Source organism: Chryseobacterium gallinarum, assembly GCF_001021975.1.
GTDB classification, from domain to species: domain Bacteria; phylum Bacteroidota; class Bacteroidia; order Flavobacteriales; family Weeksellaceae; genus Chryseobacterium; species Chryseobacterium gallinarum.
The window spans coordinates 3,915,993-3,937,804 of the sequence record NZ_CP009928.1; the positions used below are offsets into that span (position 1 = coordinate 3,915,993).

General features: G+C 38.5%; 26 protein-coding genes. 16 read left to right on the plus strand and 10 right to left on the minus strand.

What is annotated here, in order from left to right:
- The first annotated feature begins 5 nt into the window (after positions 1-5).
- From OK18_RS17345 to OK18_RS17360, 4 genes are all read left to right on the plus strand, one after another.
- The gene (locus OK18_RS17345) at positions 6-1,001 is read left to right on the plus strand and encodes an aldo/keto reductase (RefSeq protein WP_082129275.1); all 996 of its coding nucleotides are present in this window, start codon (positions 6-8) and stop codon (positions 999-1,001) included.
- A 57-nt stretch (positions 1,002-1,058) separates the two neighbouring features.
- The gene (locus OK18_RS17350; RefSeq protein WP_053328827.1) at positions 1,059-1,733 is read left to right on the plus strand and encodes a response regulator transcription factor; all 675 of its coding nucleotides are present in this window, start codon (positions 1,059-1,061) and stop codon (positions 1,731-1,733) included.
- 57 nt (positions 1,734-1,790) lie between these two features.
- Positions 1,791-3,086 (plus strand): sensor histidine kinase, encoded by a 1,296-nt coding sequence (locus OK18_RS17355; RefSeq protein WP_053328828.1) that lies wholly within the window; start codon positions 1,791-1,793, stop codon positions 3,084-3,086.
- 288 nt (positions 3,087-3,374) lie between these two features.
- The gene (locus OK18_RS17360; RefSeq protein ID WP_053328829.1) at positions 3,375-4,175 is read left to right on the plus strand and encodes a phosphatase PAP2 family protein; all 801 of its coding nucleotides are present in this window, start codon (positions 3,375-3,377) and stop codon (positions 4,173-4,175) included.
- Between the two features lie 27 nt (positions 4,176-4,202).
- On the opposite strand, the gene OK18_RS17365 is transcribed toward OK18_RS17360, so the two are convergent.
- Positions 4,203-5,006 (minus strand): SDR family oxidoreductase, encoded by an 804-nt coding sequence (locus tag OK18_RS17365; RefSeq protein WP_053328830.1) that lies wholly within the window; start codon positions 5,004-5,006, stop codon positions 4,203-4,205.
- A gap of 11 nt (positions 5,007-5,017) precedes the next feature.
- On the minus strand, positions 5,018-6,676 hold the full coding sequence (locus OK18_RS17370) for an FAD-binding dehydrogenase (protein ID WP_053328831.1): 1,659 nt from the start codon (positions 6,674-6,676) through the stop codon (positions 5,018-5,020).
- 229 nt (positions 6,677-6,905) lie between these two features.
- On the opposite strand from OK18_RS17370, the gene OK18_RS17375 reads away from it, so the two are divergent.
- The 4 genes from OK18_RS17375 (at position 6,906) to OK18_RS17390 (ending at position 9,676) form a co-directional block, all read left to right on the plus strand.
- Positions 6,906-8,279 carry an aldehyde dehydrogenase family protein gene (locus tag OK18_RS17375; RefSeq protein ID WP_053328832.1) on the plus strand — a complete coding sequence of 458 codons (1,374 nt, stop codon included), beginning with the start codon at positions 6,906-6,908 and terminating at the stop codon, positions 8,277-8,279.
- Between the two features lie 98 nt (positions 8,280-8,377).
- Positions 8,378-8,644, plus strand: coding sequence for a hypothetical protein (locus OK18_RS17380; RefSeq protein WP_053328833.1), 267 nt, complete (start codon positions 8,378-8,380; stop codon positions 8,642-8,644).
- 95 nt (positions 8,645-8,739) lie between these two features.
- The gene (locus OK18_RS17385; protein ID WP_053328834.1) at positions 8,740-9,168 is read left to right on the plus strand and encodes a hypothetical protein; all 429 of its coding nucleotides are present in this window, start codon (positions 8,740-8,742) and stop codon (positions 9,166-9,168) included.
- Position 9,169: 1 nt separating this feature from the next.
- Positions 9,170-9,676, plus strand: coding sequence for a TlpA family protein disulfide reductase (locus OK18_RS17390; protein ID WP_156173321.1), 507 nt, complete (start codon positions 9,170-9,172; stop codon positions 9,674-9,676).
- A gap of 204 nt (positions 9,677-9,880) precedes the next feature.
- Here the strand turns inward: OK18_RS17390 and OK18_RS17395 are convergent, their stop codons facing one another.
- The 3 genes from OK18_RS17395 to OK18_RS17405 form a co-directional block, all read right to left on the minus strand.
- Positions 9,881-10,489, minus strand: coding sequence for a DNA-3-methyladenine glycosylase (locus tag OK18_RS17395; RefSeq protein WP_053328836.1), 609 nt, complete (start codon positions 10,487-10,489; stop codon positions 9,881-9,883).
- A gap of 192 nt (positions 10,490-10,681) precedes the next feature.
- Complete coding sequence (locus OK18_RS17400) at positions 10,682-10,900, minus strand: hypothetical protein (protein ID WP_050021030.1); 219 nt, start codon at positions 10,898-10,900, stop codon at positions 10,682-10,684.
- Between the two features lie 125 nt (positions 10,901-11,025).
- On the minus strand, positions 11,026-12,420 hold the full coding sequence (locus OK18_RS17405; RefSeq protein ID WP_053328837.1) for an aminopeptidase P family protein: 1,395 nt from the start codon (positions 12,418-12,420) through the stop codon (positions 11,026-11,028).
- 206 nt (positions 12,421-12,626) lie between these two features.
- Between OK18_RS17405 and OK18_RS17410 the strand changes: the two genes are divergently transcribed.
- The gene (locus tag OK18_RS17410) at positions 12,627-13,055 is read left to right on the plus strand and encodes a GNAT family N-acetyltransferase (protein ID WP_053328838.1); all 429 of its coding nucleotides are present in this window, start codon (positions 12,627-12,629) and stop codon (positions 13,053-13,055) included.
- A gap of 132 nt (positions 13,056-13,187) precedes the next feature.
- Here OK18_RS17410 and OK18_RS17415 read toward each other — a convergent pair whose 3' ends face one another.
- A complete protein-coding gene (locus tag OK18_RS17415) occupies positions 13,188-13,685 on the minus strand; it encodes a hypothetical protein (protein WP_053328839.1) in 498 nt (165 codons plus the stop codon).
- Positions 13,686-13,940: 255 nt separating this feature from the next.
- A complete protein-coding gene (locus OK18_RS21960; protein WP_394331975.1) occupies positions 13,941-14,081 on the minus strand; it encodes a hypothetical protein in 141 nt (46 codons plus the stop codon).
- Here OK18_RS21960 and OK18_RS21775 point away from each other — a divergent pair.
- Positions 14,014-14,190 (plus strand): hypothetical protein, encoded by a 177-nt coding sequence (locus tag OK18_RS21775; RefSeq protein WP_228377643.1) that lies wholly within the window; start codon positions 14,014-14,016, stop codon positions 14,188-14,190. The genes OK18_RS21960 and OK18_RS21775 overlap by 68 nt on opposite strands.
- A 110-nt stretch (positions 14,191-14,300) precedes the next feature.
- Here OK18_RS21775 and OK18_RS17425 read toward each other — a convergent pair whose 3' ends face one another.
- The gene (locus OK18_RS17425; RefSeq protein ID WP_053328841.1) at positions 14,301-14,690 is read right to left on the minus strand and encodes a Fur family transcriptional regulator; all 390 of its coding nucleotides are present in this window, start codon (positions 14,688-14,690) and stop codon (positions 14,301-14,303) included.
- A gap of 88 nt (positions 14,691-14,778) precedes the next feature.
- Here OK18_RS17425 and OK18_RS17430 point away from each other — a divergent pair, with 88 nt between their 5' ends.
- The 5 genes from OK18_RS17430 to xth all read left to right on the plus strand — a co-directional run bounded on the left by OK18_RS17430 (position 14,779) and on the right by xth (position 19,416).
- Entirely contained in the window at positions 14,779-15,117 is a 339-nt protein-coding gene (locus OK18_RS17430; protein WP_050021024.1) for a MerC domain-containing protein, read from the plus strand.
- A gap of 3 nt (positions 15,118-15,120) precedes the next feature.
- On the plus strand, positions 15,121-16,320 hold the full coding sequence (locus OK18_RS17435; RefSeq protein WP_053328842.1) for a GTP-binding protein: 1,200 nt from the start codon (positions 15,121-15,123) through the stop codon (positions 16,318-16,320).
- 75 nt (positions 16,321-16,395) lie between these two features.
- Positions 16,396-17,787, plus strand: coding sequence for an alkaline phosphatase (locus tag OK18_RS17440; RefSeq protein ID WP_053328843.1), 1,392 nt, complete (start codon positions 16,396-16,398; stop codon positions 17,785-17,787).
- Positions 17,788-17,984: 197 nt separating this feature from the next.
- Positions 17,985-18,470, plus strand: coding sequence for a hypothetical protein (locus tag OK18_RS17445; RefSeq protein WP_050021022.1), 486 nt, complete (start codon positions 17,985-17,987; stop codon positions 18,468-18,470).
- A gap of 166 nt (positions 18,471-18,636) precedes the next feature.
- Entirely contained in the window at positions 18,637-19,416 is a 780-nt protein-coding gene (gene xth, locus OK18_RS17450; RefSeq protein ID WP_050021407.1) for an exodeoxyribonuclease III, read from the plus strand.
- 73 nt (positions 19,417-19,489) lie between these two features.
- Here xth and OK18_RS17455 read toward each other — a convergent pair whose 3' ends face one another.
- Complete coding sequence (locus OK18_RS17455) at positions 19,490-20,278, minus strand: XRE family transcriptional regulator (protein WP_053329417.1); 789 nt, start codon at positions 20,276-20,278, stop codon at positions 19,490-19,492.
- A 414-nt stretch (positions 20,279-20,692) separates the two neighbouring features.
- On the opposite strand from OK18_RS17455, the gene OK18_RS17460 reads away from it, so the two are divergent.
- The gene (locus tag OK18_RS17460; protein WP_050021021.1) at positions 20,693-20,962 is read left to right on the plus strand and encodes a bacteriocin-like protein; all 270 of its coding nucleotides are present in this window, start codon (positions 20,693-20,695) and stop codon (positions 20,960-20,962) included.
- Positions 20,963-21,046: 84 nt separating this feature from the next.
- Here OK18_RS17460 and OK18_RS17465 read toward each other — a convergent pair whose 3' ends face one another.
- Positions 21,047-21,655, minus strand: coding sequence for an alpha-ketoglutarate-dependent dioxygenase AlkB family protein (locus OK18_RS17465; RefSeq protein ID WP_053328844.1), 609 nt, complete (start codon positions 21,653-21,655; stop codon positions 21,047-21,049).
- Positions 21,656-21,812: the final 157 nt, after the last annotated feature.

A 21,812-nucleotide genomic window follows, 5' to 3' on the forward strand; every position in this document is an offset into this window, starting at 1 on the left:
TACATATGAAACCACAGATTTTAACAGAAAGCCACAGACTGGGAATAGGGGGCGTAGCAATAGGTACAGCTTTTGAAGATGTAACCGATGAACAGGCCCGCAAAATACTGGATGCCGCATGGAATTCGGGAATCAGATACTATGATACTTCCCCCTGGTACGGGCTCACGAAAAGTGAAAGAAGGTTCGGAGATTTTCTGAAGAGCAAAAACAGGAAGGATTTTATATTTTCAACAAAAGTAGGAAGACTTTTTCATGAAGTTCCCGAATCGGAAGTTCCTCCGACGATGTGGAAAAACCCTTTGAATTACGATTTCAAACATGATTATACGGCTGATGCTATCAAGAAATCAATTGCAGACAGTCTGCAGAGATCCGGGTTGGATTATATTGATATTGTTTATATTCATGATTTGTCTGAAGATCAGGTAGGAGACCGCTATCCGTATTTTCTGAAGCAAGCCAGGGAAGGGGCTTTTAAAGTGCTTTCTGAGCTTCGTGACCAGGGAATTATTAAAGCCTGGGGAATGGGAGTAAACAAAATTGAACCGATTCTGGATTGTATTGAATCTGCAGATCCGGACATTTGCCTTTCTGCCACCCAGTATTCGATATTGGAACATGAAGATGCGGTCGACAGACTTCTTCCTGCGGTTAAAAAAGCAGGTGTGAAATTAGTTTCAGGAGCAGGATACAATTCAGGATACATAGCAGGAAGGGAACGTTATAATTATAAGGACGTAATTCCGAAAGGAATGGCTGAAAAGCGATCACGAATTGCTGCTATAGCAGAGAAATATAATATTGATCTCATCAGTGCGGCTATCCATTTTGTGCTTGCAGCCGATGAATTTGTTTCCATTATTCCGGGAGCCAGCACTCCTGAACAGGTACAGCATAATATGAAAGCTTTTGAAACGCCTATTCCTTTTGATTTTTGGAAGGAATTAAAAGCTGAAGGCCTGATCTATGAAAAAGCTCAGGTTCCATCAAGGGAATAACGTATCATGAAAATCTTTCTTCAAAATTTCTTCAAAATTTAAAGCTAATTTACAAGGATGAAAATTTTAATTGTTGAAGATGAAACACAGCTTGCCAGAAGTATCTCAGAATATCTTTCTGAAGAGAGTTATCTCTGTGAAGCGGCCAGTACCTTCAGTGAAGCAATGAATAAAATAGAAATGTTTCATTATGACTGCATTCTGTTGGACATCATGCTTCCTGATGGAAACGGCCTTAAAATTCTGGAAGAAATAAAAAAACAACATAAGCAGGACGGTGTGATCATTATTTCTGCCAAAAATGCTTTGGATGATAAAATTAACGGACTGAAACTTGGTGCGGATGATTACCTTACCAAACCTTTTCATCTTTCTGAACTGATGGCAAGAATATATTCTATCATCCGCAGAAAACAGTTCAGCAGCTCCAATACCATTAAGCAAAATGAATTACAGATTGATCTGCTGGCTAAGAAAGTGTCTGTTCATGAGGAAAACATTTGCCTTACCAAAAAAGAGTTTGACCTTTTGATCTATTTTATTGGAAACAAAAATAAAGTAATCTCTAAAAGTACTTTAGCAGAACATTTATCCGGTGATTTTGCCGATATGCTGGATAATCATGATTTCGTATATGCCCATGTGAAAAATCTGAAGAAAAAACTATATGATGCCGGCTGTGGGCATTATCTTAAAACAATGTATGGAACCGGCTATAAATGGGAAACATAGATAAATCTCTAGATAACTTTACATCCTTCCGGATTACACTCATAATTCCTATTTATTTTGAAACCTCTATTAAGCAAAACAACCAAGCCTTTCCTTATTTATGTTCTTATTGTTCTGATGATCAGTATTCCGGTGTATTATTGGGTGATAGATATGATCTGGAAAAGCGAGCTGGATGAGCATAATCAGCTTATAGTAGAAAAAACGGCATATGAATTCAAACAATTACATTTATCCGATGACCAGCTGGAAACGAGCCTGAAACTTTGGAATCATATCCAGCCTGAAACCAATATTGAAAAAATTTCTGCGGACCGGATCAGGAAAGACAGTGTCTATACGAGTGAAAAGCAACTTCCTTTTATCTCTGATAAGAAAAAGGAACGTTACCGGTGCCTTAAGAAAGTTGTTTATATTCAGGATAAACCTTATCTTTTTACCATACAGACCAATATTGAAGAATCTCATGAGACTATGGGCATTATTGCCATGATCACCATTCTTTTCTTTATCATCATTGTTGTAGGCTTACTATATTTGAACAGGAGGCTGTCATCATCAGTCTGGAAACCATTCCGGGAAACCCTGGACCGTCTGAAAACATTTAATCTCAACAGCCAGAAAACAATCTCATTTCCGGCTTCAGACACTGCTGAATTTGAAGAGCTTAACGAATCTCTTTATAAATTGATAGAACGTAATATTTCTGTTTATAAAACCCAAAAAGAATTTACAGAAAATGCTTCCCATGAACTTCAGACCCCGCTTGCCATTATCAAGAATAAGCTGGATATCCTGATGCAGGACCAGGATCTTACCGAAAGGCAATACAGGATCGCTGAAGATATGAATAAAGCCCTCACAAGAAGTTCCCGGATTAATAAAAACCTTTTATTGCTGGCTAAAATAGACAATAATCAGTTTGACAATTCGGAAATTATTTCATTTGATAATCTGCTTTGCCAAAGCATAGAAATTCTTCAGGAACATTTTGAACAGAAAAATATTATTATACAGAAACAGATTGCATCTGATATCCGGGTCAGCGGTAACAGTATTTTAACTGAAATAATGATCAGTAACCTGATCATTAATGCAATCCGGCATACTTCTCCGGGAGGAACAATTTCTATACAGCTGACAGATTCTGTCTTTGAAGTTTCTAATTCAGGAACAGAGAAACTCAATACCGGATTATTATTTAAAAGATTTTCCAAATTATCGGCAGATAATAACGGGAGTGGTCTTGGATTATCTATTATCCAGGAGATTTGCAGGTTCCATCATTGGACTGCCGGTTATATGTTTGAGAACAATAACCATGTATTTTCAATAAGGTTAAAATTATCTTAAAAAAGCACCGGAAATCTGGAAATTCAAAATTTCTTCTAAATCAGATTACACCTTTGAATTGAAAAATCTAAGGATGTGTAACTTTATTTAGAACATGATAACTAATATTTTTCTCTTATTTTCAGGAGTCCTTCGGGCAATGGGCACTTTTACCGGTTCTGCCGCCCGGATCGTTGTTTCTGAAAAACACATCCACCGGAAGAACTTTTGTGGTTTGCTTTGCCCTTTACTACGGCTAATCTTCCAGGGTTTTATACTTATCACTGAAGTTCAATAATACAGTCAAAGATGAAAAAACACAGTCAAAAAATGCTGATTTATTTAATTATTTTGATATCAGCTTTCAGTAAGATCAGTGCAAAGGGAAATGATACGGTTGCAGTTAAAAATCCGAAACAGGACAGTATCATGGCTACCACTATTCAAAAGAGCACCCTGAATTATAAAAGTCTGATTATTCCGGCGGCTTTTATCGGATATGGAGTAGCAGGGTTATCTGTAAGAGGATTGAAGGAACTTAATAGAGATACAAAAATTGAAATTGATGAACATCAGCCGACCCGCGTCAAATTTGATGACTATACCCAGTATGCTCCGGGACTAATTGTGTATGGGCTCAATCTTGCAGGAGTAAAGGGGAAACATAATTTAAGGGACCGGACTATCATTTATGCTTCTTCACAGTTAATAGCAGCGGCTTTTACACTTCCTCTGAAGTATATGGTTAAGGAGGAGAGGCCTGACCGTTCCAATACGATGTCTTTTCCTTCCGGTCATGCTGCTACAGCGTTTTCAAATGCCCAGTTCATGTTCAGGGAATATAAGGATACCAATATATGGCTAAGCCTTTCCGGTTATCCTTTTGCGATCTTTACAGGAGTATACCGGATGCTGAATGACAAACACTGGCTCGGGGATGTAGTTGCCGGCACCGGTTTTGGGATCCTGTCTACAGAACTGGCCTACTGGCTCTTTCCAAGGATCAACAACCTGCTGACCGGAAAGAAAAATAAAAACCAATCTTCTGCAATGATAATGCCATTCTATCAGAATAAAGCTGTAGGGATAGGAGTGATAAAGAACTTTTAGAGTACAGGTATAGAACAGAATATATTGCTAAACTACTTTTGCTTTTCGGACAACCTTTGTCAGCAAAGCAGGAAAGAATCTTTTCAGATAAACCCCTATTACTTCTTTACCACCAATGGCTTTCTGATTCTTTTGTTGCTCAATTGCTTTCAGCATCTTCCCTGCAAAAATATCCACAGGCATTCCTTTTTTTGTGGCATCATCCATTGTTCCCTGCTGTGAACCGTTGCCAGTAACAGCATGAATAGAAATATCAGTTTGTATAAAGCCGGGACAAATAATGGTCACTCTGATTTTATCATTGTAAAGCTCTGCACGCAGGGCATCAAAGAACCCGTGCAGAGCATGTTTAGCAGCGGCGTAACCGCTTCGCATAGGGGCGCCAAATATTCCCATAAGACTGGAAACTACAGCAATCTGACCGCCTCCATTTTGAATCATATAGGGGAGGATAGCTTTGGTAAGTGCCACTGTGCCGATAAAATCTACATCCATCAAACGCTTATCAACTTCTATATCGGTCTCTATGGCTAACGAGCGCTGGGACAGCCCTGCATTATTGATAAGGAGGTCAATCTTTCCGAATTTTTCAATGGCCAGGGCTGCAATACCGGGCATTTCTTTGTAGTTCATCAGGTTTAAAGGGATTATTGCATACCGATCAGTTTTTAACCCTGATTTTTCAGCAACATGATATAATTGATCTGCATTTCTTGATGAAAGGATAATTTTTGCGTTGCTTTTCAGTGCCAGCTCTCTCACTAAAGCTTCTCCGATGCCCGATGAGGCTCCTGTGATCCATATCGTTTTATTGTTAAAATAGGTGTTCATTCTGATAAATTTTATAATCCTGCGATATATTTTCCTGCCACCATTCCCGAAAAAATACAACCTCCGAGGAAAGTTCCTTCCAATGCCCTGTAGCCATGCATTCCGCCACCTCCAAAACCAGCCGCTTCTCCTGCAGCATACAATCCTTCGATGACACTTTCATCTTCTCTTAAGACCTGCGCATTCAGATTGGTTTTTATCCCTCCCAGGGTTTTACGTGTTAATATATTGAGACGTACGGCGATCAAAGGTCCGTTTTCAGGAGACAATATTTTATGTAGAGGAGCAACGCGGCCCAGTTTATCTCCCCAATAATTCCGGGTATTGCGGATGTAATTCACTTGGGTATCTTTTGAGAATGTGTTATCTAATTCCCGGTCTCTGGCTTCAATCTGAGCTTTTATCTTTTCATAATCCAGCAGCCGGTTCCCGGATAAAAGGGTCATTTTTTCTACCAGATCTTTAAGGTTATCCGATATGACAAAGTCTTTCCCGTGTTCTTTAAAAGCTTCTACGGGTTCCGGGGCTTTTTTACCAAAAATCCTTTTCATGAAAAGGGTGTAATCCCTATTGGTGATATCAGGATTCTGCTCGGATCCTGAAAGGGCAAACTCTTTTTTAATGATTTTTTGAGTCAGGATAAACCAGGAGTAAGAAAATCCTGTTTCCTGTATATATTTCAGAGTTCCTAAAGTATCAAATCCCGGTAGAAACGGTGCTGGCAAGCGGTTCCCTTTAGCGTCAAACCATAGGGAAGAAGGCCCTGGCAATATCCGGATTCCATGGCTGGGCCAGATAGGGTCCCAATTTTGTAAACCTTCCGTATAATGCCACATCCTGTCAGGATTGATAATGTGAGCACCGGAATTTTCCGCAATGCCAATCATTTTTCCGTCTACATACGCCGGAACGCCGCACAGCATATTTTCCGGTGCTTTTCCCAGCCTTTCGGGCCAGTTTTTCCGGACCAGTTCATGATTGGCTCCAATTCCTCCTGAGGCAATGATAACATGAGGAGCCGTATATTCAAAATGTGAAACGACATTTCTGCTGGTGGGTTCTCCTCTTTTTTTTAAATCAGCTTCAAGAATATCCCCTTTTACTCCTTTTATTTTCCCATGCTCTATATTCAGTCCGGTAACTCTATGCCTGAATTTCATCTGTAGGAGTCCCTTTTCTTTAGCCTGATATGCTTTTTCCACAAAAGGTTTTACTACTCCGGTTCCTGTACCCCAGCTCACATGAAACCTGGGCACCGAATTTCCATGACCATAGGCAGAACCGTCCCCCCGTTCCGCCCATCCTACCATAAACATGAGTTTAATTCCCAATTTTGAAATATACTGGTATTTTTCACCGGCAGCAAACTTCAGATAAGCTTCAGCCCATTTACGGGGCCAGTAATCTTCTTTACGGTCAAATCCTGCCGTACCTTTCCAATCCTGTAAAGCCAGATCATAGGAATCTTTGATACCCATTCTTCTCTGTTGCGGCGAATTGATCAAAAAAAGTCCTCCAAAAGACCAGAATGCCTGTCCTCCGATATTTTCTTCCGTTTCCTGATCGAGCAGCAAAACTTTTTTTCCTGCATTGGTTATTTCCATAGCAGCAGTAAGCCCTGCGAGCCCGGTTCCTATGATAATGGCATCCGGTTGGAATTGATCTTCCATGGTATTGATATTTTATTCTGGGGTTATTTAGTATAAAATTAGCAATTTTAGACTATAATTAAAATTAATAACAAGGTTTAAAAGTGTTTGCGGTATAACAATCTTCTCACGGCAATACCAGCATTAAATTTAGCCTGTTCCGGTTATCACTTTTTATAAACTTCCGAAAAGTACACCATACATAACTCCCTTGTTTCTATAACTTTGCTATACACCAAAATACAAAATCATGAATAAATACCAGAACATTTTCGATACCCAAAGAGAGTTTTTCTTTACAGACGATACAAAAACCTATGAGTGGCGTATGGAACAGCTGAACCGGATGGAGAAATTTCTCACAGAAAACCAGGAATCTTTTTGCAGGGCTCTTGCGGAGGATTTTGGCAAACCTCCTTTTGAGCAGTTATTTGAAATTACAGTTCCATTAGGAGTAATAAAATACTATAAAGAAAATCTCCGGGAGCTTATGGCTCCCCAGCCGGTTGAAATTCCAAAAGGACTTGAAGATACCGGGAATAGCGGAATGATCTATAAGGAGCCTTATGGGGTAACTTTGGTAATAGGACCCTTCAATGCTCCTGTATTACTTTTGCTGGATCCGGCTATTGCAGCACTTGCTGCTGGCAATACGGTAATTTTAAAGCCCGCCAATACAACACCAAAAGTAGCTCAATTGTTTCAGGAGCTTATCCCGAAGTATTTCGAGCCCGATGCAGTAGCAACAGTTACCGGCGGAAGAAATGAAATTACGGAACTGCTCCAGTTACCTTTTGACTTTATTTTCTTTACCGGAAGTTCTGATGTGGGAAAAGTGGTTATGCGTGCTGCTGCTGAAAATCTTACTCCGGTTATTCTGGAACTGGGCGGCCAGAATCCTACTGTAGTTGATGAAACTGCAAATATTGATATTGCCGTGGACAGGATTGCCTGGGGACATAATGCTATTTCCGGGCAATGGTGTATTGCTCCCGGATATGTTTATGTACATGAAAGTATTGCTGATGAATTTATTGAAAAACTGAAGGCCTCTATTCGTAAAATGTACGGAGAAGATCCTCAGCAAAGTCCGGATCTTGCCCGAATGATCAGTGAGCGTGATACAGAGCGAGTTGCCTCCTATATTGTTTCTGAAAAAGTAGTAATCGGCGGACGTTATGATGTGGACAACAGATACGTGGAACCTACTGTCCTTTTTCCCAGCACGTGGGAAGATCCTGCATTGCAGCAGGAAATTTTCGGACCTGTATTACCTGTACTGGTTTATTCTGATTTAAAAGAGATTACCAATATTATCAAGCGTAAACCCAAATCATTAGCAGCATATATCTTCAGTAAAAATCAACAAAATATAGACTATTTTCTTCATTCGGTTTCTTTCGGAGGAGGATGTGTTAATCAGACGAATTTGCATTGCTGGATAGACAGCCTGCCTTTTGGTGGCGTAGGCTACTCAGGAATGGGCAAATATTATGGGAAAGCTGGATTTGATGCTTTAAGCAATACCAAAGCAATGCTGGTAGGAAACCCTGACCTGGAGCTTGATGTTTTCCCTCCGTATGCAGGAAAAGATATCGCTAAGAATTTAAGTATATTTAGTTGATATAGATTACCGGATTACCTCATAGTTATGCTCAATACATCAGCTGTATTGAGCTTTTTTATAAAGACTCTTTCTATCTTTGTAGAAATCAATAAGAAATGAATGAAATAATACCTTATCAGATATTTGCGGTAAAAAAAGACGGGACAAAACACTTAATTGAAGCGGAGTCGATTATCATAGTGATGGAAGAGGAAGAGATCGAAATTTCGGTTGTCCCTGTTCATCCGGCTTTTCAGGGAAAAGTGACTTTAGCTACAGGTTCTGCCATTCAGGGCCGTGAGCAGGAAAGAGGAGCAGGAACCCGGCTGGTCATAGAACCGGGAGCAGCCAATGTGATCCACGTTACTCCAAAGAAATATTAGTTGAATTGTTGAAATAGTCTTTGAAAAACAAAAATATCCGTTTTTGATATTCTGTTTTCAGGTTTCAACTTTTTATCTTTGTGAAAAATAGAAGTATGAAGTATTTGTTTATCATTGTTTGCTTTGTCTGCTCACTATTTAGTCAGGCACAGCAAAAACAGAATCCCTGGAGAGAAAACCAGCTGATGGATCCTGCCTTACTGGCTTCCAGAATTGTTAAGAACAAGACTAAAGATCTGGTGATTATTTCAGTAGGTCCTGAAGCTATTATCAAAGGCTCAGTAGACATTGGCCCCACTCACGAGCCTGAAAATCTGGAAAAACTGAGAAATTATCTTAAAAGCATACCCAAAGATAAAGAAGTTGTGATTTATTGCGGATGTTGCCCTTTTGTAAAGTGTCCTAATATTCGTCCTGCATTTGGATTATTAATGGAAATGGGATTCAGAAATGCTAAATTGCTTAATCTCCCTAAAAGTATCAAAGCAGACTGGCTGGATAAAGATTACCCTACAAATGATTAGTATGAAGATGATTCGGATTGCAATAGTATTTTTAGTTCTTATTTCAGGGCTTATGTCCGCACAGAACAATACGGAAATAGGCCAGAAAGCACCGGAAATTACGATGCCCCGGGCAGACGGGAGTTCATTTGTGCTTTCTTCATTAAAAGGAAAACTTGTACTCATCGATTTCTGGGCGACCTGGTGTGCTCCATGTGTGAATGAGCAGCCTGAGCTTAAAAAACTGTATGCTCAGTTTTCTGACCAGGTAAAAAATAATTCGTTTGAAATTGTAGGAGTATCTTTAGATAAAAGCAAAGAAAGCTGGCAAAAGGCTATAGACCGTTTTGCAATCAGCTGGATACAGATCAGTGATCTGAAGTTTTGGAAAAGTCCTGTAGCAAAAGCATATGGAATTGAGGAGCTCCCTTTTAATCTTATTATAGATAGTAATGGCATCATTATCGCAAAAAACCTCCATGATAAAGAACTGGAAGAATTTTTAAGCAAAAATCTGAAACAGCAATAAGAGGTATAATCTTTATATTCATTCAGTGGAGATGTGAGTAATTTTAGACTTCAATATTTGAAAATGATTGGCTCCTGCAAGCAGATATTGCTGAATAAGAGCTATTAGAGATAAAAGATTTCATTTGGAAGATTTATTCTTTGAGACCAACGATTTATGTAACGACGAGCAAACCAGACAGCATGGAAAAGGGAATGATAACTTTTAACCTACTGTATTAGGTTTGCTGACGTACTTGTTATTTTTAACAAAAAAACGCCATGGCAAAAGTGCATCTTCCTGTGCATACGCAACCCCTATGCGGGTTGAGGCTACAATAGCATCCGGAGGATATTGAATCCCATGATCTTCAATCCAGATTTCATTTCCGCCCAGATCTTTTCTGTTGAAAGATTGATCAATTCCCAAAGCTTTGGCTGCAGATCCCGGGCCTGAAGAGATAGCTGCCCTCGAAGCAGGCATTTTCCGTCTGGATTCCATAATTTCTTTACCGATTAAAGGTTCTATGGCTCTTACCAGAACTGCATGAGGATCGCCTTCCACTGAAGTAACCACATTAAAGAGATGATGTATTCCATAGCATAAATAGACATAAGAAATGCCACCATGGCTGTATAAAGGTTCAGTTCTATTGGTACGTCTGCCACCATAGGCATGGGAGGCTTTATCCTTTATTCCGAAGTAAGCTTCTGTTTCTACAATAATTCCGGCAGTTATCTGACCGTTAAGGTTGGTAAAAAGAACTTTTCCCAGGAGATCCTGAGCCAGAAAAAGAACATCCTGATCAGAATAATAGGAGAGTGGTAGTTTCAAATCAATAGTTTTAGTATTTCCGGTTCAAAATTAACGATAATCCTATGAAAAGAGAAATAATGAACGATGAATAAAAAAATCATTTGATAGTGATTAATTTGGCATATTCATTGCATTTTAAAAAATATCATTATGAATCACTTTTAAAAATATAGTTTTTGACACCATTATCCCCGGAGCATTCCGGGGATTTTATTTTGGTAGTGTAATTCGCCTCATATTCAGGCTGTTAAAAATAAAGATTTTCTTTTCCTTTGCCATTCGTTCTAGAACCTTGTTTCTTTCTTCAATTGACATATTCAGGATATGATCAAAAGCACCGAAAGTAACCCCGTTATTGCCTCCGTCTTTTTCATGTTGAGCTCTGACAATCTCTAGTATTTGTTTCTCTATTTCTTCCTGATTTTCCATGGGGCAAAGATACGAAGAAAGCTGAAAATTTTATAAAAATAGAATCTCCGTTATCTTCTTTATTTAAACCAAAAAGTCCCACATGATTGTGAGACTCTAATTATTTTCTTCCGAAGAATTGTGAGTTAAGACAAATGTTCGGCTCTGTAATTTTCAATCTCTTCGATGGTTTTAATCAGGCCGTTCCCAAGAAGTCTGTAGCCGTCATCAGTAACCAGAAAATTGTCTTCTATACGTATTCCCCCGAAGTTCCGGTACTCATTTACTTTATCATAATTAATAAAGTCTGCATTCTTATTTTCAGACTGCCAGATATCGATCAGCTCCGGGATCATGTAGATACCGGGTTCAACAGTTAATACAAATCCGGATTCCAAAGCTTTACCCAGGCGTAAGGATTTAAGACCAAATGTTTGGGTATCTTTCGGTTCTTCTTCAGTATAGCCAATATATTGTTCCCCAAGATCCTCCATATCATGCACATCGAGCCCCATCATATGTCCCAATCCACATTGAAAGAACAACGTATGGGCATGGTTGTTAACGGCATCTTCGGGATTTCCTTTCATCAATCCCAGATCGACAAGTCCTTCCACAAGATGCTGGGCAGCTTTCAGGTGGATATCTTTGAACCTGATTCCCGGTTTCAGCAGACGTTGAGCATTGTTAAAAGCATTCAGTACCACTTCGTACAGTTCTTTTTGCCGGGTAGTAAAAGCCGGACTTACAGGAAATGTTCTGGTTAAATCACTGGCATACCCCATTGCTGTTTCAGCCCCTGAGTCATTCAGGAAAAGATCTCCTTCTCTGAGCGTGTTAAGACGGTAGTGGTTATGAAGAATACCGCCATTTATTGTAACAATGGGAGGGTAGGCCATCTGACATTCCTTATTGGCTGCCAGATATTGTATGGCATTGGCTATTTCATATTCTTTAACTCCCGGCCTGCCCATGCGCATCACTAAAAGATGCATTTCATTGGATATATTGATTGCCTGTTCTATCTGTTCTATTTCCTGAGATTCCTTAATAGAGCGTTGTTTTACAACAGCCCTGATCAGTTCCACAGACGGCTGCAGTTCTGCTATTCTGACACTTAATAAATCAGCCAGTACAATTTTATTGAAAGACTGATAAGGCGGCAGGTAATGCACTTTCCTTCCTGAAGCCTGCGCTTTCAGAATATACTGAGAAAGTTCCGCGTAGGGTAGAGTTTCCTGTACTCCTGATTTCAGGCTTTTTTCTTTCAGGGTTTCCTGCCCGCCCATCCAGACGATATCATCTATACTTAATTCGTCTCCGAAAATAATGGTCTTATTTTCATCAATATCAATGATAGCTGCAATCCTGGGTTCCTGAATTCCGAAATAATACAAATAAGTACTGTCCTGACGAAAATAATAAGGATTGTGTTCAAAGTTTACCGGGTTCTCTATATTTCCTAAAAACAATAAAATTCCATTAGCGATATTGCTTTGCAATACTGCTCTTCTGTCTTGATAAGTTTGTGCTGAAAACATATATTATGAATAGTTTTTATTTTTAAGCTTTAAAGGTACGATTTTGTATTATTTGCAGCTGTTATTCCTGAAAATAAAAGGTGATCCTGTATTGAATAATAAATGAGTAAATCATTATGATGAATAAATTCTGATCCTAAAGGTTTTTCTGCTTTATTTTCCTACTTTTACTGAAGCATTTAATCCTGGCAGAAACATTATTATGTATGCATTATAAAAACGATACCCTTATTATCCGGGAATTTACTCCGGAAGAATTTACTCTTTTTTCGGCACTCTTTGAGAATGAAAATGTTACCCGTTATCTTCCTTATAAAACCCGTGAGGAATATAAAGAGATGTTTGACAAAGCAATAGCTGATTATAAAGAAGGGCCATTCAGCAGATGGGGAATTTTCAATCCTGTAAATAATGATTGTATGGGGATGTGCCTGGCCAGGACATTCCTTGACCGGCCGGACCAGATAGAAATCGGATATACACTGGGAGAAAATTACTGGGGGAAAGGTCTCGGAACAGAAGTGTGCAAAGCCCTCGTTGAATATTGTCTTTCATTACAACAGGAAAAAGATATTGTCGCGGTGACGGATCCGGATAATATCGGCTCACAAAGTTCTTATCAAAAGCGGATTTAAGAGGATTGATAATCTGGTACGGGAAAATACAACGCTGGCGTATTTCGTGTTTTCAAAAACATCAGATATTGACAAATAAAGCCTTTATCAGTTGTAAAGGTTTTCTGAATCTGAATTTTATTCCTTAATTGCTTATTGTTTATTTTTGATTCCTATTACTTTTAAAGCTGCAGAAGTCAAAAAGATATCATCAAAAACGGTGAGTGATTCTATGTCATTGTAGCCGGTAGGCATCAGGTCATTTTTATTGAAAGACAGCTCGATGGAAGGATCATAAGAAGCTATGATTCTCACTTTCGAATAACCGTTATAATCTACTTTAAAGCCTTCAAACATGCAGTTCTGTTCTGCCTTTTGATAGGCTGCATATTCTTCAAATCCGGCAATATCTGTTCTTTCCCCGTCATTATGGTCAAGGGATTTCCAGGACGAATAATTTTTGGGCTCCTTAAGTACATTTCCTTTTTCATCAACGGGAACAAACATCCCGAGATGAAGGGATTTCTTTAAAAAAACGGCATAATTATTCATCAAATTTAAAATCTGAAGATCAGCATATCCTTCGCTTGAATAATATTCAATCACGAAAGTGGTCATCGGGATCAGCTTATGAGAAGCGTCGGTCGGCATAATTAGTCTTTTCTTTATCGGGCGATAAAAATAGTATTTTTTTTTACTTTTCTCAACGGAATCGTATGGATAGAGCCATATTTATACCCATTCTGAATAAGATTTTTGTTGGGAATCCATTTATTTTTCAGTTTTTTGAAGGGAAGACGTTAAGATTGAAAAATCCCGATAAGAGTTAAGGAGATTGAGGTTACCAATATTGTAAGGAAGGATTTTTATTCTGACTTATCTCTTTTTTCAGGATAAAGAATCGCATTATCGATTGTTTGACACTTTTCCAGCATTCTTTAATAAGATAATACTTATAATGAATAAAACCTCTCCTGTAATGAGCACCAGTATAGCGGTAGCTGCTTTATCGGGAAAATCGGAAAAGGAAAGTAACAGAAATATTATCCAGGATAAGATCCCCAACCCCATCAGGGTAAATCCCAGTATCTTTTTGCCACCTAATTTTCCCTTAGTCATAGTAATGAAATATAATTATTCATTACAAAGCAACTAAGTTTGTACATCCGGCCGGGCTATTTTCTACGTCAATTGGAAATTAAAAGCTTTGAAGTGTTATTTTTTGACATTGAAGCATATTAAAAATGTTTCAATGAATTGGTTATTTTATGCCCTGGAACATTTCGGGCAAATTCCGCTGATGATAAAATTATAGTCCTGAGGAACAAAATGTTCAGGTAAACTAATTTCCGGGATTGCATTTTCTATGCAGGTCACGGAATGACATTCTTTGCAATTGAAATGAACATGATTATGAAAATGTTGCTCATTCGTACACTTCCCGCTGCATTTTGCAAAATTAACAACACCATCCACATTAACGATCTTATGAATAGCTCCTTCATTTTCGAGCCTTTCCAATACTCTGTAAATAGTCACTCTATTGCATAGATCACCCAGTTTCTTTTGAATATCCGAGTGGGTAAGGGCAATATCCGAACTGTTAATAAGATTAAGAATTTCAGTTTTGGCCTGGGTATTTCTGACTTGTTTCATTATTTTAATGCAACAAAGTTGCGTTATTTAAAAATTAATTTCTACTTTTGCAACAAAGTTACTATAAGAAATTTAAATCTCCCTATTTATGAAATCAAAAATACTTGACACAATAGGAATTTCCGCTGCGGTTGTATGCCTCATTCACTGTATCATTTTCCCGTTATTACTGATCGTTCCTTTGGGAATATCCCATAATCCTTATATAGACCTGGCTTTTCTGCTGATCGGAGCCGTTGTTGTTTACCGGGTAACCAGGACCATCAGGAATGTAAGGTTAAAATGGTTGTTCTGGGTTTCAATTTTTCTTATTTCAGTTTCAGTAGGGCTTGATTTGTTATTTGAAATTCATGTTCCTTTGATTTACATTGGCGCCCTGGGTTTAATAGTAGCTCATAGCATCAATTTTAAAAACCATAAACATTAAGAGATGAACAAACTTCCTGTAACCGTATTGAGCGGCTTTCTGGGGTCCGGTAAAACCACATTGCTGAATCATATCCTGCACAATAAAGAAGGGTTGAAAGTAGCTGTTATTGTGAATGATATGAGTGAAATCAATATTGATGCCCGTCTCATAGAAAATCAGCATACCCTTTCCAGAACAGAAGAAAAACTCGTGGAAATGAGCAATGGCTGTATCTGCTGTACCCTCAGGGAAGACCTTATGATAGAGGTGGAACGCCTGGCTAAAGAGAACCGCTTCGATTACCTGTTAATCGAAAGTACAGGAATCAGTGAGCCTATTCCTGTAGCCCAGACCTTTACTTACACCGATGAAGAAAACGGAATTGACCTTTCCCGCTTCAGCTATATCGACACTATGGTGACGGTGGTAGACTGTTTCAATTTTATGAAAGATTTTGGATCTGCCGAGTTGCTTCTGGACCGGAAACTTACCGACATGGAAGGAGACTATAGAACGATTGTCAATCTTCTCACTGATCAAATAGAATTTGCCAATGTAATTATTCTTAACAAGACCGATCTTGTTGATACTGAAACATTGGGATTTTTACAGACTGCGCTCCAAAAGCTTAACCCCGGAGCAAAAATTCTCCATTCGGAATTCAGCAGGGTAGATATCAAAGAAATTGTGCACACCGGACTTTTTGATTTTGATAAAGCCCAGGCTTCTGCAGGGTGGCAAAAGGAATTACAGGCTGCCCACCATACACCTGAAACCGAAGAATATGGAATAAGCTCCATTGTATTCAGGAATAAAAGACCTTTTCATCCCATGAGGCTTTGGAAATACCTCAATGAAAATTATCCTGAAGGCATCATCCGGGCTAAAGGTTTGTTCTGGTTAGCTTCCAGACCGGATGTTGCGCTCAACTTTTCCCAGGCAGGCGGCTCATTCCGGTTAGAAAAAGCCGGGGTCTGGTGGGGTAGTATGCCTATGAGTTCCAGAGTACAATACGCTTCCTTTATAGAAAACCAGGAGTTTATTGAAAGCAGATGGGATAAAAACTGGGGTGACAGAATCAATGAACTTGTCTTTATCGGGCAAAATCTTGATCATGATCAAATTCGTACAGCATTAAGCCATTGTCTTATTACAGATCAGGAAGAGAATCTCTGGAATGCAGGAATGGTATTCGAGGATCCGTTTCCTGAAGGGATTTAAAATTAACAATTTATTAATGCAACATAGTTTCATTTGAAAGAATAATTATAATAATTTGCATTCACATTTTGCAGTATGGACAGACGAAAATTTTTAAAAGGATCCGCATTACTGTCGGGAGCATTTACTTTATCGCCAGCAAGTCTCTGGAGCACACGGAAGCAGATTGAATCCCCGGGAAAGAATGCCAAAAACATCATATTCATGATCAGTGATGGAATGAGCCTGGGAACCCTTACTATGGCTGATACCTATTCCAGGAATATCCTGGGAAAAGGCAGCAATTGGCTCAATCTTTATCAGGAAAAAAAGGTAACGAGAGCTTTAATGGATACCGCTTCCGCCAGTTCTGTAGTGACCGATTCTGCTGCAGCCAGTTCTGCGTTCGGTGGCGGGGTCAGGGTACAAAACGGAGTTCTTAATATGGGTACAAACGGGGAAAGACATCTTCCTGTGTGGCAAAAGTTTAAAAAAGCAGGCAAGAAAGCGGGTTGTGTAACTACTGTTACCATAACTCATGCTACCCCGGCAGGATTTTGTGTGAATTCCGCCAGAAGAAATGCGGAGCCTGAGATTGCAGAAATGTATGCGGATCTGGAATTGGATGTGCTGATGGGCGGCGGAGACGAATTTTTTAATTTCCGGAAAAGGGAAGATAAGAAAGACCTCTATGCCTCATATGCCGGAAAGGGATATCAAATCCTTAAAAACAGTAATGATCTTAAGAATATTACGCCGGGAAAAAAAGTCCTGGGAATTTTTAATGCCGGAGCCTTACCTTACAGTATAGACAGAATGCATGTAAAAGAATTCAAAGATACTCCCACTTTGGCAGATATGACAAAAGCAGCCATCAATCAATTGAAAGGCCATCAAAAAGGATTTGTTCTTCAGGTAGAAGGAGGGAAGGTAGACTGGGCTGCTCATGCCAACGATGTTGCTGCTCTTATTCATGACCAGCTTGCCTTTGATGAAGCGGTAAAAGCAGTAATAGATTTTGCAGAAGAGGACGGCAATACTTTAGTCATTATCACCACAGACCATGGAAATGCCAACCCGGGAACTATTTACGGAAATAATGCCACTCAGCATTTCAACAGCATTTCCAATTATAAATATACCAATGAATATCTTTTGAATGCTATTCACAAAGATTATTCTGTAAAGGACATCACAGACTGGATCTATGAAGGAAATAAAATTCGTCTGAATGATGATGAAGCACGGCATCTTCTTAGTTTCTATAACGGTCTCGAAAAGGAAGAAGGGCTTTACAATTATAAAAAGCTCCCGTTCAAATGGTATTCTGAAATTCAGAAAAAGCATAATTCAGTAGGGTGGATCAGTATGGATCATTCGGGAGATTATGTTGAAGTAGCTGCATATGGACCGGGAAGTGAATTGTTGCAGCCGTTTATTAAAAACACAGATCTTCATTTTTTAATGCTGAAAGCTGCACAACTGTAAACAGAAAGTTTTTTTATATCTATATTTTACATTTTTTAACAAGTTTGGGAGCAGGGTGAATGTGTATTCATCCTGTTTTTTTATGTTATAGTCTTCATTTACAATCTTTCTCAAGGCATCATAAACCAGCCGATAATTCACCGCCAGTCCATTTAATTTTAAAACAGTATCTTTACATACACCATAAAATTATTAATATGTCATTTATTACAGCAGAAGGAGCCAGAAAGGCTCAGCTTGACGCCACAGACAGGGCATTGGTTGCCAATGCACTTCTTGCAGGGGCAGAAAACATTGTAAAGTATAACACGGGGGTATGTCACGATGTAGTAGCCTATACGCTTTATATGCGTGGGGCAAGAATCAGTGCAACGGAACTTGTGCAGTCAACCGGTCAGAAATGGCTGGATAAATTTGATTATTTCAGAGGAGAAAAATGGGATGGATATTCTATTATTCCGAAAGGAAAAGCCGTTGGATTTTACAGACTTGTGGATAAAACTTTTTTTCATTCAGCCATCACTACGGGAAACATTAATGAAGTACGTTCAGTAAACGGATTTAAACTAGGTTCGGGATGGAATGAAAGGGTAGACCTAAGCTGGGTTTTAGGTAACAGAAATTCTGATGGAACCTTCAATTATGACGGAACTAAAATAGAAGTGTATATATCTTCCTTATAATATTAAGGTTTATAAAAAATGATGCACCCTGTCTGAAACCGGACGGAGTGCATTATCTTTTATAGCGTATATAATACAATTCTAACGATTGCAGTAGGCTTTATTGACAGTTGAATGATGGAATAATTATTGCCGTAATTAAAAAACTGATTTCTTAAATAACCATATGAAGATAGCAACCTACAATGTCAACGGTATCAACGGCAGGCTGCCTGTTTTACTTAAATGGCTGCAAGAAGCTTCACCGGATATTGTCTGCCTCCAGGAATTAAAAGCCCCTCAGGAACGTTTCCCCTTGCAGGAGATCAACGCCGCAGGGTATCAGGCGATCTGGAATGGACAGAAAAGCTGGAACGGAGTAGCTATATTGGCAAAAGACAGGGAAATAACAGAAGTACAGAGGTCTTTACCTGGTGATCCTGAAGATATTCAAAGCCGGTATATAGAAGCAATTATAGACAAGATGGTAATCTGCTGCCTGTATCTTCCCAATGGAAATCCTTATCCCGGGCCTAAATTTGATTACAAACTATCCTGGATCAAACGTTTCAAAAAGCGAACAAATCAATTGATTGCAATGGAACTACCCGCCATTCTCATCGGGGATTTCAATATTATTCCGGAACCTGTTGACGTTTATAAACCCGAGCGCTGGGAAAATGACGCCCTGTACAGAACGGAAGTACGGAAAGCCTATAAGGAGCTTCAAAAGAAAGGCTGGCTTGATTCCATCCGCAAGCTTTTTCCGGAAGAAAAGATCTATACATTCTGGGATTATTTATATAAAGCTTACGACAGGAATGCAGGGATGAGGCTGGATCATATATTATTGAGTCCTTATCTCCATTCCAGGTTACAATCTGCCGGAGTAGACAGCCATGTACGAGGCTGGGAAAAAAGCAGCGATCATGCTCCCGTCTGGATAGAACTTGCTGATGAAATGTAATTGCACCAGGAATATCTGTACAATGTACTTCTGACTTTGTGTAACCTCAGAAGTACATTGTAAGGATTATACATTAAGATTGCTTACGGCGACGGCCTGAAATCTTTTTGTCCAGGTCCCTGATGTCCTTCTTCAGTTCGCGAAACATTTCTTTAAAGTTGTAATTTTCATAATCTCCCGGCTCAAAATCCTCCGGGAAAATTCCCGAAGCATATTGCCAGATTTCAACGATTTCCGAAAAAGGAATATCATAAGGCTCATAGAAAGAATTGTCGGCACTTACACAGATTACATTGTTTTTTCTCTCCTTAAAACGTTTATAAGTAATTCCGTCATTTAATGTTACAAAAACATATGTTTTTCCCGGTTTCAGTTCATCGATTCCTTCCACGTATTTTCCTACGATATAGGAGCCATTTCTAAACGGAGGCATAGAATCACCATCTGCAGGGAATGCCCGGTATTTTCCATTGGTCAGAAAGGGAAGGGCAATCCTCTGAAGACTTTCAATATATTCTACATCACTATATCCTTCAAGATAACCCATGGAGGCTTTCTGGGGAATAATTTCAATGGTATCATTTCCCAGATGATCTACTGCAACTGGAAGGACAATCCTGTTATCCGGAAGTTTCAGCATTTCATCAATAGGATATTTACGGATATCTACCGACACCAGAAGATCGATACTGACATGAAAATATTTGGACATTTTTACCAGAAGATCAATGGGAGGTTCTGATATTCCATTCTCATATTTGGAATACCGTACACGGGAAATAGATAATTCGTCGGCTACATTTTGCTGTGAGAGCTTTCTACCAGCTCTTAAAAAGCGGATATTATTTGAAAAAATTGACATGATACAAAGTATGACGGCAAAAATACAAAATTTGGCCCCGTAACCAATAATCAGAACAGGTTTTACAGTAATAAAAAAGAAATTCAATTTTCCTTCATTAGTTTTCAGATTGGAAGCAGCAATCTTTTTAGTAAAAACAAGAAAAGAAGACAAAAACATAGATTTGAAGAATAATCATAAAAAAACAATATTTATTTAAAAATTATTAACTCTAAAATTTCAAATTTGAGATATTTTTTTTAACATTTGGATAATCAATAAGATATATCATAAAATGATAAATTCATTAAATTATGTTTATATTAACGAAATATTAAATTATAAAAATATTTTATTGATTTTTTAAAAAATATTACCGTGATAATGTTATTTATTCCTATATTCGTGATGTAATAATCATATAAAATTATCGTTATGAAAAACTTAAAAAAATTAGACAGAGAGCAATTAAAAACTATTTCAGGAGATGGATTTCTTGATCCGGTTCTAGGCGCTATCGGAGGAATTCTTGGTGGTGTTGGAACTATCGTTGGTGGTACCCTTAACGCTGTTGGAGGTGCTGTTGGCGGAACTGTTGTTCAGGTAATCAAAAATCTTGAAAACGGATTATGTGAAGTACAGTGTGGAATTAACAATGTAGTTCATATCACAGTTGTTAGCTGTGGAAGCAATTCTTGCAAATAAGAAAAAATTAGAAAAAATTACCGCTCTGCAAAGGGCGGTTTTTTTGTTTTAAATAGATACCATCAAATGCTCCAGGCGCATTATTCATTGTTTTACCCACCGGAATGTCATATTGATTCTTGGTTTCATTGCCATAACAGATTTGGCGATACGATGTTCCCAATCCAACTGTAGATCTCCTTTCATAATCAGTAAAGAGCCATGTTGAAGGGGTAGGCTGTATTTGTTTGCGTGATCATCAAATTTCCTGAATTCAAAATTACGGACCTGGCCAAGACTTACAGAAGCAATTACAGGGCGGTTTCCAAGCTCACTTTCTTTATCTCTGTGCCAGGCGACAGAATCGTTTTTGTCACGGTATAAATTTAACAGTACGGAATTAAACTGATAGCCCGTACTTTTTTCAATACGCAGTTTTAAATCCCATAGTTCAGGCAGCCAGGGATTGGCGGTAAAAGAAGTTCCGCCCAGCTGATAGGTTTTCTCCTTATCACCATACCAGGCAGTGAGCCGTGGAGTGATAACCATTTTATCATACATTTTTTGTACTCTTTGTTTCCAGGGAACAGTGTTCATCAATAACTCCTGCAATTTTACAGCTTCATTTTCTGATAGAAAATGTTCCGTATATTCAAGAAGCTCTTTTGGAAACTGATAATATTCCTCTGAATCAAATAAAGCAAGTTGTCCCATGATAAAATTTTAAGATAAGAGCAAAGTGGATTCTATTGCTGTTCTAAATTATATCAACAAAAATACAATTTATGATCAAAAATATAACAGTAAATTTAATAAAGAAAAGTATCATGTTGATTATCTGACTTTTAATTCATTAAATTAAAATTTTGGA